This window comes from Paracoccus aerius (assembly GCF_014656455.1).
GTDB classification, from domain to species: domain Bacteria; phylum Pseudomonadota; class Alphaproteobacteria; order Rhodobacterales; family Rhodobacteraceae; genus Paracoccus; species Paracoccus aerius.
Genome location: NZ_BNCL01000002.1, coordinates 53,866 through 71,499, shown reverse-complemented (window position 1 = coordinate 71,499; position 17,634 = coordinate 53,866). Strand labels below are relative to the sequence as shown.

General features: G+C 68.0%; 16 protein-coding genes. 9 read left to right on the top strand and 7 right to left on the bottom strand.

Features of this window, described 5'->3' with window-relative positions:
* Positions 1-12 precede the first annotated feature (12 nt).
* The gene (locus IE224_RS02495) at positions 13-1,536 is read left to right on the top strand and encodes a VOC family protein (protein ID WP_191307816.1); all 1,524 of its coding nucleotides are present in this window, start codon (positions 13-15) and stop codon (positions 1,534-1,536) included.
* Entirely contained in the window at positions 1,529-1,837 is a 309-nt protein-coding gene (locus tag IE224_RS02490; RefSeq protein ID WP_191307814.1) for a GNAT family N-acetyltransferase, read from the top strand. Before IE224_RS02495 ends, IE224_RS02490 begins: the two co-directional genes overlap by 8 nt.
* Positions 1,838-1,891: 54 nt before the next feature.
* Here IE224_RS02490 and IE224_RS02485 read toward each other — a convergent pair whose 3' ends face one another.
* From IE224_RS02485 to IE224_RS02475, 3 genes are all read right to left on the bottom strand, one after another.
* Positions 1,892-2,653 carry a VOC family protein gene (locus IE224_RS02485; protein WP_229849219.1) on the bottom strand — a complete coding sequence of 254 codons (762 nt, stop codon included), beginning with the start codon at positions 2,651-2,653 and terminating at the stop codon, positions 1,892-1,894.
* Between the two features lie 120 nt (positions 2,654-2,773).
* Complete coding sequence (locus IE224_RS02480) at positions 2,774-3,313, bottom strand: NADPH-dependent FMN reductase (RefSeq protein WP_167623177.1); 540 nt, start codon at positions 3,311-3,313, stop codon at positions 2,774-2,776.
* Positions 3,314-3,361: 48 nt separating this feature from the next.
* Positions 3,362-4,303, bottom strand: a complete 942-nt coding sequence (locus tag IE224_RS02475) for a ring-cleaving dioxygenase (protein WP_191307811.1) — start codon at positions 4,301-4,303, stop codon at positions 3,362-3,364.
* Between the two features lie 123 nt (positions 4,304-4,426).
* Here IE224_RS02475 and IE224_RS02470 point away from each other — a divergent pair, with 123 nt between their 5' ends.
* Both IE224_RS02470 and IE224_RS02465 read left to right on the top strand, forming a co-directional pair.
* Positions 4,427-5,323, top strand: a complete 897-nt coding sequence (locus IE224_RS02470; RefSeq protein ID WP_191307809.1) for a LysR family transcriptional regulator — start codon at positions 4,427-4,429, stop codon at positions 5,321-5,323.
* Positions 5,324-5,389: 66 nt separating this feature from the next.
* On the top strand, positions 5,390-5,572 hold the full coding sequence (locus IE224_RS02465) for a hypothetical protein (protein WP_191307807.1): 183 nt from the start codon (positions 5,390-5,392) through the stop codon (positions 5,570-5,572).
* Position 5,573: 1 nt separating this feature from the next.
* Here IE224_RS02465 and IE224_RS02460 read toward each other — a convergent pair whose 3' ends face one another.
* Positions 5,574-7,175, bottom strand: a complete 1,602-nt coding sequence (locus IE224_RS02460; protein WP_191307805.1) for an alpha-glucosidase — start codon at positions 7,173-7,175, stop codon at positions 5,574-5,576.
* 120 nt (positions 7,176-7,295) lie between these two features.
* Here IE224_RS02460 and IE224_RS02455 point away from each other — a divergent pair, with 120 nt between their 5' ends.
* The 5 genes from IE224_RS02455 to IE224_RS02435 all read left to right on the top strand — a co-directional run bounded on the left by IE224_RS02455 (position 7,296) and on the right by IE224_RS02435 (position 14,833).
* A complete protein-coding gene (locus tag IE224_RS02455) occupies positions 7,296-7,526 on the top strand; it encodes a hypothetical protein (RefSeq protein WP_191307802.1) in 231 nt (76 codons plus the stop codon).
* Positions 7,526-8,782 carry a glucose-1-phosphate adenylyltransferase gene (glgC, locus tag IE224_RS02450; protein WP_370528920.1) on the top strand — a complete coding sequence of 419 codons (1,257 nt, stop codon included), beginning with the start codon at positions 7,526-7,528 and terminating at the stop codon, positions 8,780-8,782. Before IE224_RS02455 ends, glgC begins: the two co-directional genes overlap by 1 nt.
* A complete protein-coding gene (glgA, locus tag IE224_RS02445) occupies positions 8,779-10,206 on the top strand; it encodes a glycogen synthase GlgA (RefSeq protein WP_191307800.1) in 1,428 nt (475 codons plus the stop codon). Before glgC ends, glgA begins: the two co-directional genes overlap by 4 nt.
* Positions 10,203-12,287: a glycogen debranching protein GlgX gene (glgX, locus tag IE224_RS02440; RefSeq protein WP_191307798.1), complete on the top strand. Its 2,085-nt coding sequence runs from the start codon at positions 10,203-10,205 to the stop codon at positions 12,285-12,287. The genes glgA and glgX overlap by 4 nt, the downstream gene beginning before the upstream one ends.
* Positions 12,288-12,448: 161 nt before the next feature.
* On the top strand, positions 12,449-14,833 hold the full coding sequence (locus IE224_RS02435) for a glycogen/starch/alpha-glucan phosphorylase (protein WP_191307796.1): 2,385 nt from the start codon (positions 12,449-12,451) through the stop codon (positions 14,831-14,833).
* Positions 14,834-14,849: 16 nt separating this feature from the next.
* Here the strand turns inward: IE224_RS02435 and IE224_RS02430 are convergent, their stop codons facing one another.
* From IE224_RS02430 to IE224_RS02420, 3 genes are read right to left on the bottom strand one after another with little or no spacing between them, the layout of a single operon-like run.
* Positions 14,850-15,584, bottom strand: a complete 735-nt coding sequence (locus tag IE224_RS02430; RefSeq protein WP_191307794.1) for an ABC transporter permease — start codon at positions 15,582-15,584, stop codon at positions 14,850-14,852.
* Entirely contained in the window at positions 15,581-16,501 is a 921-nt protein-coding gene (locus tag IE224_RS02425) for an ABC transporter ATP-binding protein (protein WP_191307791.1), read from the bottom strand. Before IE224_RS02425 ends, IE224_RS02430 begins: the two co-directional genes overlap by 4 nt.
* Positions 16,498-17,634: an ABC transporter permease gene (locus IE224_RS02420; RefSeq protein WP_191307789.1), complete on the bottom strand. Its 1,137-nt coding sequence runs from the start codon at positions 17,632-17,634 to the stop codon at positions 16,498-16,500. The genes IE224_RS02425 and IE224_RS02420 overlap by 4 nt, the downstream gene beginning before the upstream one ends.

Sequence of the window (17,634 nt, the reverse complement as noted above, 5' to 3'; positions counted from 1 at the left end):
CAGAGGTGCGCGATGACCAGCGGAATCCATCATGTGACGGCGATCACCCGCGACGTGCAGGCCAATGTCGACTTCTGGATGGGCTTTTTGGGCCTGTCCCTGGTCAAGCAGACGGCGGGCTTCGAGGATGCCGAGCAACTGCACCTGTTCTATGGCGACCCACAGGGCAGCCCCGGCAGCCTTGTCAGCTTCCTTGTGTGGCAGGACGGCGCGCCGGGACGGGTCGGCCATGGCCGTGTGGCTGAAATTGCCCTGGCCGTGCCGCGTGCCCGGATCGGCGACTGGCTGACCCGCGCCATGCAGCGCGGCTTGCGGGTCGAGGGGCCGGTGCGCGAATGGGCCGAGCCTGTGCTGCGGCTGAAGGATCCCGACGGCATCATCGTCAAGCTGGTGGGCACGGACGCGCCCGATACCGGCTGGCCCGCCGCGCCCGCCCGCCTGCGCGCCGTGACGATCTGGTCCGCGGTGCCCGAACAGACTGCGGCCTTCCTTGTCCCCTTCGGCTATCGGCACGGCGGGACCGAGGGGGGCCTGACGCGGCTCGTGTCGGACACGGACGCCGTCGACATCCGCGACGCATCGGGCTTCGTGCCGGGCATCCCGGGGACGGGGGTCATCGACCATGTGGCGCTGCGGCTGCCCGATCTTGCGGCACTGCAGGACCATCACCAGTCCCTGGCGCGGCGAAATGCGGGCGATGTGACGGTTCACGACCGCACGTATTTCGCCTCGCTTTACGTCCGCGAGCCGGGCGATACGCTGATCGAACTGGCGACGGATGGCCCTGGCATGGCCATTGACGAACCCGCCGATGCCCTGGGCCGGGTGCTGATGTTTCCCCCGCATGTCGCGGAGACCGGGGACCTGCCCCTGCTTCTGCCGCAATTCGCCCGGCCGGGCGAGGAAAGGACCGTGATGAGAGATCTGCCCTTCGTTCACCGCCTGCGCCAGCCCGACAAACCCGACGGCCAGACCATGCTGCTGCTGCACGGCACCGGCGGCAACGAAGCCGACCTGATGCCCCTGGCCCATCGCATCGCGCCCCATGCGACGCTTCTGGGCCTGCGCGGCCGGTCAACCGAGGAAGGAGTGGCGCGGTTCTTCCGCCGCACCTCGATGACCAGCTTCGACCAGGACGACATCCGGGCCGAGGCCGGGGCCTTTGCGGCCTTCTGGCAGGGCGCGGTTGCCGCCTATGGGCTGGAACCGGCGCGGATCACGGTGATGGGCTACAGCAACGGCGCGAACTTCGCCGCCGCCGTGATGGGCCTGCATCCCGGGCTGATCCGGCGCGCGATCCTGATGCGGCCGATGGCCGTGCTGGAGGATCTGCCCGCACCTGACCTGTCCGGCCTGTCGGTGCTGACGCTGACCGGCGCGCGCGATCCATACGGCCCTCACGCGCCGCGCCTGAACGACTGGCTGGCCCGCCAGGGGGCGGACCTGGATGCGCGGGTCGTGCAGGCGGGACATGACCTGACCGCCGACGACCTGGCGGCCGCGATCGACTGGATGAAGGAGAGGACAAATGGCTGAGATCACCATCACAAGGGAACAGGCCGACCCGCGCCACGGCCGCTATGTGGCGCGGATCGCGGGCATCGACGCCGAGGCCGAACTGACCTTCACCCGCCGGGGCAATGACCGGGTCAGCGCCGACCATACCGGTGCCCCCCATGCCCTGCGCGGCACCGGCGCGGCGGCCGCCCTGGTCGAGGCGATGGTGGCGGATGCGCGCAAGGAAGGCTTCCGGATCATCCCGGCCTGTTCCTATGTCGCGGACCGGCTGGCGAAGAACCCCGACTGGGCGGATGCCTTTGCGGTCGAACGCCCGTAGGGTGCGTGCTTGCACGCACCTTGGCAGGCAGCTTGGTGCGTGCAAGCACGCACCCTACAGGAACCGGAACGGTGTTCCCCACGGATCGGTTATGGTCTGGCTTGCCCGGCCAAGGTCCCGGATCACCACCTCGGCCAGGCCCGTCATTCCTTTTTCGCGCATCCCCGCGCCCCGGCTGTTCCAGGTGTTCCCCGCCAGGTGGTGGTGATAGCCGTTCCAGCCGTACCAGGCCCCGCCAGGCGCGTCGAAGGTCTGGGTCAGGCCCAACTCGCCCACAAGGAAAGCATCAGCCTGATCCAGGTCGCCCACCTGCAGGTGGACATGGCCCAGGCTGCTACCATCGGGCGCGCCCTGCCACGGGCCATCGGCCATCGACAGCAGGTCATCCAGGTTCAGGCGGCGGGTGAACATCTCGATCCGGTCGCCGTTGCGGGTCCACCGGTCGGGCGCACGGTCCCAATAGATCTCGATGCCGTTTCCTTCGGGATCGTCCAGATACAGGGCCTCGCTGACGCCGTGGTCGCTGGCGCCGGTCAAGCGCGTGCCCGTGTCGGCGGCGTGGCGCAGCCAGCGGGCCAGATCGGCGCGGCGGGGCAACAGGAAGGCGGTGTGGAACAGCCCGGCCTGGCGAGGATCGCGCGGGCGGGCGGCACTGTCGCGGCGCAATTCCAGAAGGGGGCGGTTCCCCGCGCCAAGGCGCGCGGTCTCGCCGTCGCCGCCCAGGTGGTCCAGCCCGATCGCGTCACGGTAAAAGCCGGTCATGCCGGGCAGGTCGCGCACCGTCAGCGCGACATGGTCGATGGTCTTGTCGGTCACGGGGCCGGTCCTTTCCTTCAGGGTCGGGCGTGCCGCCCCCCTTTGGGCTCAAGATGGAGCCCCGCCCGCCTTACGAAAAGCCCCGCCGGCGCAGGGGCTCTGTGCGCAGATGCACGATCGTCAAAGGCTGGCTGCAAATCCTGACATGAAATCGGCCACCGCCTGCCGGGTCTTGTTGTCGGTCAGGTTGCCGTCCCTGTCGAACAGCCCGCCCGCGCGCGACACCATCAGCCGCCCGTCCCACCAGGGGCGCATCTTCAGCGTCCGCAGGACGGGCCACCAATGGCTTTGCGCCTGGGTCGTCCCGAAGCCGCCGGGGGAGGCGCCCATGACCGCGACCGGCTTGCCGACAAACAGCCCCAGACCTTCGCCCCGCGACATCCAGTCGATGGCATTCTTGAAGACGCCGGGGATGCCGTTGTTGTATTCAGGCGTCACCAGCAGCAGCCCGTCGGCCGCGGCCAGTTGCTGGTTCAGCTGCGCGACGGCAGGCGGCGTGCCGTGCGCGGCCTCGTCATCTCCGTTATACAGCGGCACGTCCGCGATATCGCCGATCACGACCGTCACGCCTTGGGGCGCGGTGTCGCGGGCGGCGCGCAGCAGGCCGCCGTTGATCGAGGCGCGGCGCAGGCTGCCCGACAGGCCGAGGATGGTGGTCATGCGCATCTCCGTGGAAGAACCGGGGGCAGGGTGCCCCCGGCGTGTCGCCTAGTCCAGAGGTTTCAGCCCGGCCTCGATCGCGGCGCGGCGGGGTTCCAGGAAGGGCGGCAGCGACAGGCCTTGGCCCATCGTGTCGCGCGGTTCGTCCACGTCGAAGCCGGGACCGTCGGTCGCCAGTTCGAACAGGTTGCCGCCCGGTTCGCGGAAGTAAAGCGAGCGGAAGTAGAAGCGCTCCACCTCGCCCGAGTTCGGGACGCGGAAGCCTCGCACGCGGTTTGTCCATTCCGTCAGCGCGGCGGTGTCGGGCACGCGGAAGGCCACGTGATGGACCCCGCCCGCGCCCTGCTGGGCGGCGGGCAGGCCGGGCTGGACCGCGACATGCAGTTCGGCCGCCGCCCCGCCTTCACCCATCTGAAAGACATGGACCTGGCCCTGCCCGTCTGGGCTGGCATAGTCGCGCACCTTCGCCATGTTCATGACCTGCGTCAGCACGGCCTGGGTCGGGGCCAGTTCGGGGACCGAGATCGTGATCGGGCCAAGGCCGTGGATCTGGTGCGGCGCGGGAACCGGGCTTTGATCCCAGGGCTGGCCCGCGGGTTCGGGTGCCGCGACTAGGCGCAGGCGCTGCCCTTCGGGATCCTCGAGATCGAGGCTGGCGCGGCCGTCCAGCGTTTCGATCCGCCCGGTCGACACCCCCAGGTCGGAGAGGCGCGCGGCCCACCAGTCAAGGCTGTCCCCGGACACCCGCAGCCCGGTGCGGCTGATGGAATGGGTGCCGCGACGTTCACGCGGGGCGGGCCAGTCGAAGAAGGTGATGTCGGTGCCGGGCGTGCCCGCGCCATCGGCGAAGAACAGGTGATAGGCCGAGGTGTCGTCCTGGTTCACGGTCTTCTTCACGCGGCGAAGGCCCAGCGTGTCGGTGTAGAAGCGGTTGTTGCCTGCCGCGTCGGCGGTGATCGCGGTCAGGTGGTGAATGCCGGTCAGTTGCATGGGTGCCGATCCTTTCCTTGCTTGCCGACAATATGGCCCAAGGCGACCGTTCGTGGCACCCGCCGTGCGGGCAATGCGGCGTTCGGTTCTTGCGAACGGCCGGCCCTTGGCTATGGTCGCGGAATGGATTGGTCGATCAGCGACATTCGGACATTTCTGGCGGTGCTGGATGCGGGCAGCATCTCCGGCGCCGCGGCGCGGGCGGATTTGTCAAAATCCGTGGTCAGTAAGCGGATCAGCGATTTCGAGGCCGCCTTGGGCGTGGCCCTGTTCACCCGTCACGCGGGCCGCATCGCCCCCACGGACAACGCCCTGGCCCTGGCCGACCGCGTGCGGCCCGCCCTGGCCGAACTGGTGGCCGCGACCGAAAGCCTGGGCGGGCAGGCCGATCTGCGCGGGCGGCTGGCCATCGCCGCGCCGATGAGCTTCGGCATCCGTCACATGGGCCCGGTGATCGCAGGTTTCGCCCGCGCCCATCCGGGACTGGAGGTGGTGCTGGACTACGACGACCAACTGACTGACCTGGGCCGGGCGGGTTTCGACGTGGGGTTGCGGATCGGGCAGATGCGCGACAGCAGCCTGATGGCCCGCCGGGTCTGCGCCGATCCGCGCGCCCTTGTGGCGAGCCCGGATTATCTGGCGGTGCATGGAGGCCTTGACGACCCGGCCGACTTGGCGCGCCACAGCGCCATCGGCTATCTGAACGCGCGGCTTGGCGACATCTGGCCCTTTGCGGGGGTGGCGCAGCCGCCCCTGGGCCGCATCACCGCCAACAATGGCGAGGCGATGCGCGACATGGCGATCGGCGGGCTGGGGCTGGCGCTGCTGCCGATGTTCATCGTCCATGACGCGCTGCGCGACCGGCGGCTGGTGCGGCTGCTGCCCCACTTGCCGCAGGATCCGCTGCCGGTCAGCCTGGTCTGGCCGCCGATCCGCCCGATGCCGCGCAAGACCCGCGCCTTCATCGACCATGTCGCCGCCGCCTTCGCCGGAGAGCCGCCCTGGCTTGCGGGGTTGTAGGCAAGGCCGGGGCGCTGCCCCGGACCCCGGGATATTTGGACCAAAGCGAAAGACACGAGGCAGGACATGCTGGTTGACCCGAACGCCCCCTTCTTCCGCCACCTTTGGGTGCGGATCCTGTGCGTGATCGTTCCCCTGGCCTGGGCCGGGGTCGAGCTTTACACCGGCAACCCCTTCTGGGCGGCGATCTCGGGGGCTGCCGGGCTTTACCTGGCCTTCGAGCTGTTCCTGCGCCGCAAGCCGGACTGACCTAGAGCGACAGGCGGACCGCGCGGTCCAGCCAGGCAAAGCCGTTGGGCGGCAGGTCCAGCACCCTGCCATTCAGCGAACCCCGCGACGGCCCGGCAAGCGCCGCGTCGTCCGACAGGGTCAGCCGCGCGGGTTTGGGCGATAGGTTGAAGACGCAGGTCAGCGCCTCGCCCCCGATGCCGCGATGAAAGGCCAGGATCGGTTCGGGCAGGTCCAGGAACGAGGTCTCGCCCCGCCGCAGCGGCATCTGCGCCTTGCGAAAGGCCAGAGTGGCGCGATAGGCCGACAGCACGCTGTCATTGTCGCCCTGCTGGCCCGCGACATGGCGGGCGGCCTGGGGTTCCTTGACCGGCAGCCAGGGCTTTGCCGCGGAAAAGCCCGCGTTTGGGCTGTCGTCCCAGACCATCGGCGTGCGGCAGCCGTCGCGGCCCTTGATCTGGGGCCAGAAGCGCAGCGCCGGGGGGTCGGTCAGTTCGTCATAGACCAGTTCGGTTTCCGTCTGGCCCAGTTCCTCGCCCTGGTAAAGGCAGATGGTGCCGGGAAAGGACAGCAGCATCGCCGCCGCCTGCCGGGCAAGGGCTTCGGACGCTTCGGCATGGGGCATCCACCGGGTCACGTGCCGGAACACGTCGTGGTTGGAAAAGGACCAGCAGGCATGGGCATCGGGCGCGCCCTTGTGGACGCCCTCGATCGTGTGGCGGAAATGCCGGGCGGTGAAATCGTGGCTCAGCATCTCGAAGCTGTAGCACATGTGCAGCCGGTCGCTGCCCGCCGTGTATTCGGCCATGATCCGGATCGAGGTGTCGCCGCTTTCGCCCACCTCGCCCACCATCATGCGGGCGTCGTATTCGTCGGTCAGCCTGCGCATCCGCCTGAGGAAGGCGATGTTTTCGGGACGGTTCTTGGAATAGACATGACGTTGCATGTTGTAGGTGTCGGGGGCGGTGCTGTCGGGATTGGGCGGGTTGTCCCGCAGCCGGGCGTCGTGGAAATAGAAGTTGACGGTGTCCAGCCGGAAGCCGTCCACGCCGCGTTCCAGCCAGAAGCGCATGGTGCCCAGAAGCGCGTCCTGCACCTCGCGGTTCCACAGGTTCAGGTCGGGCTGCTCGATCAGGAAGTTGTGCAGGTAATATTGCCGCCGCTGCGGTTCCCATTCCCAAGCGGGGCCGCCAAAGACGGAAGGCCAGTTGTTGGGGGGCGTGCCGTCGGGATTCGGGTCGGCCCAGACATACCAGTCGGCCTTGTCGTTGTCGCGGCTGGCGCGGCTTTCGGCGAACCAGGGGTGGCGGTCGCTGGAATGGCTGATGACCTGGTCGATGATGACCTTCAGCCCCAATTCATGCGCGCGCGCCACCATTGCGTCGAAATCGTCCAGCGTGCCGAACAGCGGGTCGATGTCGCAATAGTCGCTGACGTCATAGCCCATGTCCTTCATGGGCGAGGTGAAGATGGGCGACAGCCAGATCGCGTCCACCCCCAGCGAGGCCACATGGTCCAGCCGCCGGGTGATGCCCGGCAGGTCGCCGATCCCGTCGCCATTGCTGTCCTGAAAGCTGCGGGGATAGATCTGATAGATCACCGCGTCGCGCCACCATTCCGTCATGAGACTCTCCTGCTTGGTCGGGCTTCGGGGCGATAGAACACATCCGGGCGGGCAACATAAAGGCGGTTCGGGCGTTAAGTGATGGATTGCCCTGATCAAACGGCGGGCTAGAGTGGGATCATGGGACAGGTGCCTGATGTGTCATCACTGACGAATGACGAAATCCCGGCCCTGGTCGGGGGACGAGGCAGCGGGCCGGGCATTCCGCAATTCAATGACAGCTGGATGACCGTCCGCGTCGGCGGTGGCGCCGCAGGGGCCAGGAGGCGGTTGGCGCGGGGCATCAATCCGTTGCGCAAGTCGGCGGTGATCCTTGTCGCAGGCGATGGTGATATGGGGGAGGATGGTTGATGAGCGAACTGAGATTGACCCGGCGCGCGATGGCCTTTGTTCTGGCCGGAGGACGCGGAAGCCGATTGAGGGAACTGACCGACCGCCGGGTGAAGCCGGCGGTCTATTTCGGTGGCAAGACCCGCATCATCGACTTTGCCCTGTCGAATGCGATGAATTCGGGCATCCGCAAGATCGCGGTCGCCACGCAATACAAGGCCCACAGCCTGATCCGCCACGTGCAGCGGGGCTGGAACTTCTTTCGCGCCGAGCGCAACGAGTTCATGGACATCCTGCCCGCCAGCCAGCGGATGTCGGAAGACCACTGGTATCGCGGCACGGCAGATGCGGTGACCCAGAACATCGACATCGTGGACAGCTATGACGTGGATTACATCGTGATCCTGGCGGGCGACCACATCTACAAGATGGATTACGAGATCATGCTGCGCGAGCATTGCGAAAGCCGCGCCGACGTGACCATCGGCTGCCTGACCGTGCCCCGGATGGACGCAACCGCCTTTGGCGTGATGGCGGTCGATGAAACCGGGCGCATCACCTCGTTCCTGGAAAAGCCCGCCGATCCGCCGGGAATGCCCGATGATCCCGACAGCGCGCTGGCATCCATGGGGATCTATGTCTTCAGCTGGCCCTTCCTGCGCGATCTGCTGCTGCGGGATGCCCAGGATCCCAATTCCAGCCATGACTTCGGTCATGACCTGATCCCCGAGATCGTTCGCAACGGCAAGGCGATGGCGCACCGCTTCGACGTGTCCTGCGTGCGGGACGCGGGCGCCCCCGCCTATTGGAAGGACGTGGGAACGGTGGATGCCTTCTGGAAGGCCAATATCGACCTGACCGATTTCACCCCGGAATTGAACCTGTGGGACCAGGAATGGCCGATCTGGACCTATTCCGAAAGCGCCCCGCCCGCCAAGTTCATCCATGACGAGAAGGACCGGCGCGGGATCGCGATATCCTCGATGGTGTCGGGGGGATGCATCATCTCGGGGACGGAAATCCGCAATTCGCTGCTGTTCACGCAGGTGCATACGAACAGCTATGCATCGCTGGATCATGTCGTGGCGCTGCCTTATGTGACGGTGAACCGGAGGGCGCGGCTGACCCGCGCGGTCATCGACCGGGGCGTGGTCATTCCCGATGGCCTTGTCGTGGGCGAGGATCCGCAGGAAGACGCCAAGTGGTTCCGCGTCAGCGAAGGAGGCATCACCTTGATCACCCAGGACATGCTTGACAGGCGGGCGGCAAGCCTTTGACGCGGGTTCTGTCGATCGCATCCGAATGCGCGCCGCTGGTCAAGACCGGCGGGCTGGCCGATGTGGCGGGCGCGCTGCCCGCCGCGCTTGGGGCCCAGGGGGTGCAGATGCGGACCCTGCTGCCCGGCTATCCGGCGGTGATGGATGCGCTGCATGACCGGGCCGAAGTCGCGCATTTCCATGACCTGTTCGGCGGCCAGGCATGGATCCTGTCGGGCCGGGCCGCGGGCCTGGATCTGGTGGTGATCGACGCGCCGCATCTTTATGCGCGGGCAGGGTCGCCTTACATGGCGCCGGACGGGCGCGACTGGCCGGACAATCCCGAACGCTTTGCCGCGCTGTCCTGGATCGGCGCGCATCTGGGCATCCACGGCGTGGCGGGCTGGCATCCGCAGGTGCTGCATGGCCATGACTGGCAGGCGGGCTTCGTGCCGCAATACCTGCGCCAGATGGGCGGTGGCCCGGCCACGGTGCTGACCATCCACAACATCGCCTTTACCGGATCCACGGATCCGGGGCGGGTGCAGTCACTGCGCCTGGATCCCTGGCATTTCCACCCCGAAGGCTATGAATTCTATGGCGGCATCTCGGCCCTGAAGTCCGGGCTGATGGGGGCGGATGCGCTGACCACCGTGTCACCCACCTATGCCGCCGAACTGATGACGCCCGAATATGGCATGGGCCTGGACGGGGTCATCCGCCATCGGCGCGAGGCGCTGACGGGGATCCTGAACGGCATCGACGCGGATGCCTGGGATCCCGGCGCGGATCCGGCCATCCGGCCTTATCGCGATCAGGAAGGAAAGGGCGCGAACAAGGCCGCCCTGCGGGCGGAGATGGGCCTGCCCGACACCGATGGCCCGCTTTGCGTGATCGTGTCCCGGATGAGCCACCAGAAGGGGCTGGATCTGGTGCTGGAGGCCTTGCTCGCGCTTCTGGATCACGGCGGGCAACTAGCGGTGCTGGGATCGGGCGATCCGGGGCTGGAACAGGCCTTCCGCCAGGCGGCCGACCAGAACCCGCACGTCGCCGTCCGCATCGGCTATGACGAGGGGCTGTCGCACCGGATGATCGCCGGAGGCGACGCCATCCTGGTGCCGTCGCGGTTCGAACCCTGCGGGCTGACGCAGATGTATGGGCTTCGCTATGGCACGGTGCCGGTGGTGGCGCTGACCGGGGGGCTGGCCGACACGGTCATCAACGCCTCGCCCGCGGCGCTTGCGCGCGGGGCGGCGACGGGGGTGCAGTTCTCGCCCGTGACGGCCGAGGCCTTGCGCGGCGCGCTGACGCGCCTCTGCCAGCTTTACCGGGACGGGGACACATGGTCGCGCCTTGTGGCGAACGGGATGTCCCACCCGGTCGGCTGGGACCAGTCGGCCCGGGCCTATGCCGCGCTTTACGCAAGGCTTTCGACGGGCCGATGACCTATCCGCTGTCGGCCGGGCATCCTTTTCCCCTGGGCGCCAGTGTCGCCGGGGACGGCGTCAACTTCGCCCTCTTTTCCCGGCACGCCGAACAGGTGCTGCTGTGCCTGTTCGACGAGGCGGGCCGCGAGACGCGGATCCCCCTGCCCGAACGCGAAGGCTATGTCTGGCACGGCCACATCGCCGGACTGGGGCCGGGGCAGCGGTACGGCTACCGCGTGCAGGGCCCCTATCGCCCCCGCGACGGGCACCGCTTCAACACCAACAAGCTGCTGGTCGACCCCTATGCCCGCAGCCTGACCGGGAGCCCCCGCATCCATGACGCGCTGCTGGGATACCGGGCGGGCCATGCCGATGCGGACCTGTCCTTCGACCGCCGCGACAGCGCCCCCTTCATGCCGCGCTGCGTGGTGGCGGCGGACCCTGTCTTCGACTGGGGCGATGACCGCCCCCTGCGTCGCCCCCTGACGGATACCGTCATCTACGAAGCGCATGTGAAGGGCCTGACCATGCTGCATCCGGGGGTGGACCGGCCCGGCAGCTTTCTTGCGATGGCCTCGGACCCGATCCTGGACCACCTGAACCGGCTGGGCGTCACCGCCGTGGAACTGCTGCCCGTCCATGCCTTTGCCGACGACCGCTTCCTGGCGCGGCGGGGGTTGTCGAACTACTGGGGCTACATGTCCTATGGCTTTTTCGCGCCCGACCCGCGCTATCTGCAAGAGGGCGACATCGCCGAGTTCCAGCAGATGGTCGCCCGCTTCCACAAGGCCGGGATCGAGGTGATCCTGGACGTGGTCTACAACCACACCGCCGAGGGGGACGAATTGGGGCCGACCCTGTCCCTGCGCGGCATCGACAACGCCTCCTATTACCGCCTGGCCGAGGATCGCCGCTTCTATGTGAACGACGCGGGCACGGGCAATGTGCTGGACCTGGACAGCCCCTTTGCCCTTCGGCTGGTGATGGACAGCCTGCGATACTGGGTCGAGGCGATGCATGTGGACGGCTTCCGCTTCGACCTGTGTTCCGTCCTGGGCCGAACGCGCGGGATGTTTGACCGCAACGGGCCGTTCTTCCGCGTGGTCCAGCAGGATCCGGTGCTGAACCGCATCAAGCTGATTGCCGAGCCCTGGGATCTGGGCCGGGGCGGCTATCAGCTGGGTGCCTATCCCGCGCCCTTCTGCGAATGGAACGACCGCTTCCGCGACGGGGTGCGCGGCTTCTGGCGGGAGGATGCGGGCCATGTCGGCCGCCTGGCCAAGCGCATCGCCGGATCGGCGGCGCGGTTCGACCACGACGGTCGGGCCGCAACGTCCAGCGTCAATTTCGTCGCGGCCCATGACGGCTTCACGCTGATGGACAGCGTCAGCTTCGACCACAAGCACAACGAGGCGAATGGCGAAGGCAACCGCGACGGCCATGACCACAACATCTCGGACAACATGGGCGTCGAGGGGCCGACGGATGATCCGGCCATCACCGCCCGCCGCGACCGCCGCCGCCGCAACCTGATCGCCACCCTGATGCTGAGCCAGGGCACGCCCATGCTGCTGGCAGGGGATGAACTGGGCAATTCGCAGGACGGCAACAACAATGCCTATTGCCAGGACAATCCCATCGGCTGGGTGCGATGGGACGGCGCGGATCCCGGTTTCCTGGATTTCTGCCGCCGGGTGATCGCCTTTCGCAAGGCCCATCCGATCCTGCGGCAGCGCCGGTTCCTGCACAGCCAGCCGCGGGACGAGGACGGGTTGCCCGACCTGTTCTGGCGCCGCGCCGACGGCCGGCCGATGGAGCCCGAGGATTGGTCCGATCCCCATCTGCGCCTTCTCGCGGCCGAAATGCGCATGGCCTCGGGGACACCCACCTACGCGGCGCTGCCGGGGGCGGTCTTTCTGGTCTTCAACAATGGCGCGGACAGCGCCGTGGCCCTGCCGCAGCCGACACAGGGCGGGCACTGGCGCAGGCGACTTGACAGCGCGCAGGATCGGACGCCCGACCATCCCGCCGCGGCGGTCGAACCGATCGCGGCCGAAAGCGTCGTGGCCTTCGTGCTTTGCTGTCACGCGAAAGGCTGATCCCGCGCCTGCCGGGTGGGCATCGCGGCATCATTGCCTGCCAGCACGGGGGGCCAGCCCTTTTCAACCCCCTTGAAAGCTGGCAACAGAAATCAACCGCGGGCGGTATTCCTGCAGCCCGAGGGTGATTCCCATTTCTCACAGCCCCAAGAGGCTCGACGTTGCAGAACATTCCCTCGGCCCAAGACTTGCATGACCAGATTCTTCACCACCTGACCCACAGCCAGGGACGCGGCCCGGAATTCGCCACGCCCTTCGACTGGCGGATGGCCATAAGCTATGCCGTGCGCGACCTGATGGCGGGCACCTGGGTGGATGCTTTCCGCGCGGCCCGCGACCAGGGGGCCAAGCGGGTCTGCTATCTGTCGATGGAGTTCCTGATCGGGCGGATGCTGGGCGACGCGATCATCAACCTGCGCCTGGAACAGCCGATGGACCAGGCGCTGCAGATGCTGGGCCTGGACAAGCAGCAGATCCTGGACAACGAACCCGATGCCGCCCTTGGCAATGGCGGGCTGGGGCGTCTGGCGGCCTGCTTCATGGAATCGCTGTCCTCGCTGAGCTGCCCAGCCTTCGGCTATGGCATCCGCTACGAGCACGGGCTGTTCCGCCAGCGGTTCGAAGGCGGCCAGCAGGTCGAAACCCCCGAGGACTGGCTGAACCAGCCCCATCCCTGGGAGTTCGTGAAGGTCGATTACAGCTATACGATCGGTTTCAAGGGCCATGTCGAGACCGTGGACGGCAAGGCCGTCTGGCGTCCCGGCGAAAGCGTGATCGCGCGGGCCTATGACACGCCGGTGATCGGCTGGGGCGGCAACTGGGCCAATACCCTGCGCTTGTGGGGGGCGCATCCGACGACGCTTCTGGACCTGCACCGCTTCAACGCGGGCGACCACACCGCCGCGGCCGAGCCCGAGGCGCTGGCCCGGACCCTGTCGCGCGTCCTTTATCCCGACGATACGACCGATGCCGGCAAGGAACTGCGGCTGAAGCAGGAATATTTCCTGACCTCGGCATCGCTTCAGGACATCCTGCGCCGGTTCCTCCAGGAACATGGCGACCTGCGGCTGCTGCCGGAAAAGGTGGCGATGCAGTTGAACGACACCCATCCCGCCATCGCCGGGCCGGAACTGATCCGCCTGCTGATGGACGACCACGGCCTGCCCTTCGAGGAGGCGCGCGACCTGGCACGGGGGACGCTGAACTATACCAACCACACCCTCATGCCCGAGGCCTTGGAACGCTGGTCCACCTGGCTGATGGGGGGCGTGCTGCCGCGCCACATGCAGATCATCCAGATGATCGACGAAGATCACCGCAGGGCCACGGGCCGACCGCCCCATGTGGGGATCGTGCAGCACGACCAGGTCCAGATGGGGGAACTGGCCTTCATCATGGCCAGCAAGGTGAACGGCGTGTCGGCGCTGCACACCGACCTTGTCAAGGACACGGTCTTCGCCGACCTGCACCGGCTGCACCCGGACCGGATCGTGAACCAGACAAACGGGGTGACGCCGCGCCGCTGGCTGCGCATGTCGAACCCCGGCCTGGCGCAGCTTCTGGACGACAGCATCGGCGAGGGCTGGACCACGGATCTGGAACAGCTTCGCCGGCTGGAACCCCATGCCGATGACGCGGCCTTCCGCGAGAAGCTGGGCGAGGTCAAGCGCGCGAACAAGGTCTGGCTGGCCGACGGGCTACTGGCCGATCTGGGGGTGAAGGCCGATCCCGACGCGATCTTCGACATCCAGGTCAAGCGGATCCACGAATACAAGCGCCAGCTTCTGAACATCCTGGAAGCCATCGCGCTGTGGCAGCGCATCCACGACGATCCGAACGGCGACTGGACCCCGCGGGTCAAGATTTTCGGCGGCAAGGCCGCGCCGGGATACTGGCTGGCGAAATCGGTGGTCCACCTGATCAACGACGTCGCGGCCACGATCAACAACGACCCGGTGACCCGGCGCTTTCTGCAGATCGCCTATCCGCCCAACTACAACGTCTCGATGGCCGAGGATCTGATCCCCGCCGCGGATCTCTCCGAGCAGATCAGCACGGCCGGCAAGGAAGCCTCGGGCACCGGCAACATGAAGTTCACCATGAACGGCGCCTTGACCATCGGCACGCTGGACGGGGCCAATGTCGAAATCCGCGATCTGGTCGGCCCCGAGAACTTCTTCCTGTTCGGCCTGACCGCCGGCCGCGCCGCGACCGAGGCCGCGACCCCCGGCCATGCCCGCCGCGCGATCGAGGCAAGCCAGGATCTGAAGAACGCGCTGCACCTGATCTCGGAAGGGCGCTTCGGGCGGGCCGAGTCCTATTACGCGCTGCTGGACCGGACCTGGAACGACGACCCCTTCCTGGTCGCCAGCGATTTCGACGATTACTTCGCCACGCAGAGGCGTATCGACGCGGCCTATCGCGACAGCGCGACCTGGGACCGGATGGCGGCGCTCAACATCGCGCGGTCGGGCTTCTTTTCGTCCGACCGGACGATCCGGGGCTATATGAACGACATCTGGCAGGTGCGGCCCGTGGCGATCTGAGGGTGGGGCCTAAACGCTAGGCCAGGCCCATCCGCCCGCGGATGCGCCGTTCCAAGGCCTGGAAGCCCTGGTGGATCAGCACCGCAAGGATGCCGACCACCAGCCCGCCCTGCAGGACAAAGGCGGTGTTTGATGACAGCAGCCCCGCGATGATCACCTCGCCCAAGGTGCGGGCGGCCACGGTCGAGCCGATGGTGGCCGTCCCCAGCGAGATCACGGCCGTCAGCCGCATTCCCGCCAGCAGCAGCGGCAGGGACAGCGGCAGGTCGATCTGCCACAGCCGCTGCCGGGGCGTCAGGCCCATGCCGCGCGCGGCCTCGGTGACCTGCGCGGTCTGGCCGGTCAGGCCCGCAAGCGCGTTTTCGAAGACAGGCAGCAGGCCGTAAAGGAACAGCGCCACCAGCGTCGGGCCGGTGCCGAAGCCCATCACCGGCACGGCAAGCGCCAGCACGGCGACCGGCGGAAAGGTCTGGCCCACGGCAGTCACCGTGCGCGCCAGGGGCAGGAACTCGCGCCCCGCACCGCGCGTGACCAGGACCGCCAGCACCAGCCCCACCAGGGTCGAGGCCGCGACCGCCACCGCCACGATCGCCAGATGCGACAGGGTCAGCGACAGAAGGCTGGTCTGGGTATAGATCGCGGGCGCATTGTTGCGGGTGAAGGGCTGGAACAGCGGCGCAAAGGCAGAGGGCGCGGCCAGGAAGGCCAGCAGGACCAGCCCCGCCAGCCCCAGAAGGATGCGGCCGGTCATCGCGGCCGGGCCTTTGCCCGCAGCGCGTTCAGCGTGACAATGCCTCCGCCTTCGACGGGCAGGGCGTCCCGCCCGCTCCACAGGCATTCGGCCAGCGCGTCGCGCAGGGATGCGCCGGGGGCGATGGCGGGGCCCTCGGCCTGGCCAGGGGCGGCGATGTCGCCGACGCGGGCCAGTGACAGCAGCCGCAGCGCCCGGTCCGCCGTGCCGATCAGGTCGCGCACGAAGGGCGTCGCAGGGTCGGTCAGGATGCGGGCGGGCGCGTCGTATTGCAGCAGCTTGCCCCCGTCCATGACCGCGATGCGGTCGCCCAGGTCCACGGCCTCGGTCATGTCATGGGTCACAAGGATCAGCGTGGTGCCAAGCTGCCGCTGGATCTGGCGCAGGTCGTCCTGCGCCTTGGCCCGGATCAGCGGGTCAAGCGCGCCAAAGGGTTCGTCCATCAGCAGCAGGTCGGGCTTGGCGGCAAGGGCGCGTGCCACGCCCACCCGCTGCGCCTGCCCGCCCGACAGCTGGTGGGGCATCCGGCCGCGAAAGGCGGCGGGATCAAGCTGGAACAGGGCCAGCAGCTCGTCCACGCGCGCGTCGATCTGGCGGCGCGGCCAGCCCAGCAGGCGTGGCACGGTGGCGATGTTCTGCGCCACGGACCGGTGCGGGAACAGGCCATGGCCCTGGATCGCGTATCCGATCCGGCGGCGCAGCAGATGGGCAGGCAGGGTCGCCGTGTCCACGCCGTCGATCAGCACCTGCCCGGATGACGGCTGCACCAGCCGGTTGATCATCCGCAGCAGCGTCGTCTTGCCCGACCCCGAGGTGCCGACCAGCACGGCCAGCTGCCCGGTCTCGACCGTCAGGCTGACGTCATCGACCACGGCCAGGCCGTCGTAAAGGCGGGACAGGTTGCGGATCTCGATCACGGGGTTCCCCTGTGCGCCGCCTGGATCAGCAGGTCAAGCGCGATGCCCGCGACAAGCGCCAGGGCGATGGTGGGCAGCGCGCCCAGAAGCACCAGATCCATTGCAGTCTGATTCAGGCCCTGGAAGACGAAGGTGCCGAAGCCGCCGCCGCCGATCAGCCCGGCGATCACTGCCAGGCCGATGTTCTGGACCAGCACGATCCGCACCGCCGCCAGCAGCACCGGCAGGGCCAGCGGCACCAGGACCTGCGCAAGCACCTGCGGCCGGGTCATGCCCAGGCCCAGGGCCGCGTCGCGGGTGGCGGCGGGCACGCCCGACAGGCCCGCCAGCGTGTTCGACACCACCGGCAGCAGCGAGTACAGAAACAGCGCCACAAGCGCCGGAAAGACGCCGATCCCCGCCACCCCCAGCCTTGCCGCGCCGGGCAGGCTGGCCGCGACCCAGCCAAAGACCGGGATCATGATCCCGAACAGCGCGAGCGACGGGATGGTCTGCAGGATGTTCAGCACGCCCAGCACCGGCCCCCGCCAGCGGGGCGCCTGGAAGATCGCGATGCCGGCCGGGATGCCTACCAGCAGCGCCGCGCCCAGCGACCCGAAAGCCAGCATCAGATGCGCCTGCGCCTCGCGCCCGAACAGGTCGCGGCGGCTGGCGTATTCCCGCATCACCGACACCCCGTCCAGCAGCCCAGACGCCAGGATCGCGGCCACCAGGCCCAGGGCCGCGGCCAGCATCAGCCACCGCATCGCCAGCGACGGGCGCAGGCGGCCGACCGCATCGGCCAGCATAAGCCCGAAGGCCAGCAGCAGCAGCCAGAAGCCCGAGGCCGGGGACACGCGCGCAATGGTGTTCCCTTCCGGCGTCAGATGGGACGCGGCCAAGCCCAGCGACAGGATCACCGTGACAAACCCCGACACCGCGGCCGCCAGACGCAATGCGGCAGGCCACCGGCCAAGGCAGGTGGCAAGCAGAAGGCCGCAAAGGGCCGCCGCCAAGGGAAGGCCAAGGGGAAGAGCGTGCAGCCCGATCCCCTCGCCCGTCACGATCCGGTTGGGCTTGAACTGCACCAGGGGCAGGGCCAGCCCCGCCGTGCCGATCAGCGCGAACAGAACCCCTGGGGGCGACAGCAGCAC

What these genes read in the sequence shown, in the direction of transcription:
- IE224_RS02495 (WP_191307816.1), top strand. Translation starts at nt 13, where the DNA reads ATGACCAGCGGAATCCATCATGTGACGGCGATCACCCGCGACGTGCAG.
- IE224_RS02490 (WP_191307814.1), top strand. Translation starts at nt 1,529, where the DNA reads ATGGCTGAGATCACCATCACAAGGGAACAGGCCGACCCGCGCCACGGC.
- IE224_RS02480 (WP_167623177.1), bottom strand. Translation starts at nt 3,313, where the DNA reads ATGACCACCATCCTCGGCCTGTCGGGCAGCCTGCGCCGCGCCTCGATC.
- IE224_RS02475 (WP_191307811.1), bottom strand. Translation starts at nt 4,303, where the DNA reads ATGCAACTGACCGGCATTCACCACCTGACCGCGATCACCGCCGACGCG.
- IE224_RS02470 (WP_191307809.1), top strand. Translation starts at nt 4,427, where the DNA reads ATGGATTGGTCGATCAGCGACATTCGGACATTTCTGGCGGTGCTGGAT.
- IE224_RS02465 (WP_191307807.1), top strand. Translation starts at nt 5,390, where the DNA reads ATGCTGGTTGACCCGAACGCCCCCTTCTTCCGCCACCTTTGGGTGCGG.
- IE224_RS02460 (WP_191307805.1), bottom strand. Translation starts at nt 7,175, where the DNA reads ATGACGGAATGGTGGCGCGACGCGGTGATCTATCAGATCTATCCCCGC.
- IE224_RS02455 (WP_191307802.1), top strand. Translation starts at nt 7,296, where the DNA reads ATGGGACAGGTGCCTGATGTGTCATCACTGACGAATGACGAAATCCCG.
- glgC (WP_370528920.1), top strand. Translation starts at nt 7,526, where the DNA reads ATGAGCGAACTGAGATTGACCCGGCGCGCGATGGCCTTTGTTCTGGCC.
- glgX (WP_191307798.1), top strand. Translation starts at nt 10,203, where the DNA reads ATGACCTATCCGCTGTCGGCCGGGCATCCTTTTCCCCTGGGCGCCAGT.
- IE224_RS02430 (WP_191307794.1), bottom strand. Translation starts at nt 15,584, where the DNA reads ATGACCGGCCGCATCCTTCTGGGGCTGGCGGGGCTGGTCCTGCTGGCC.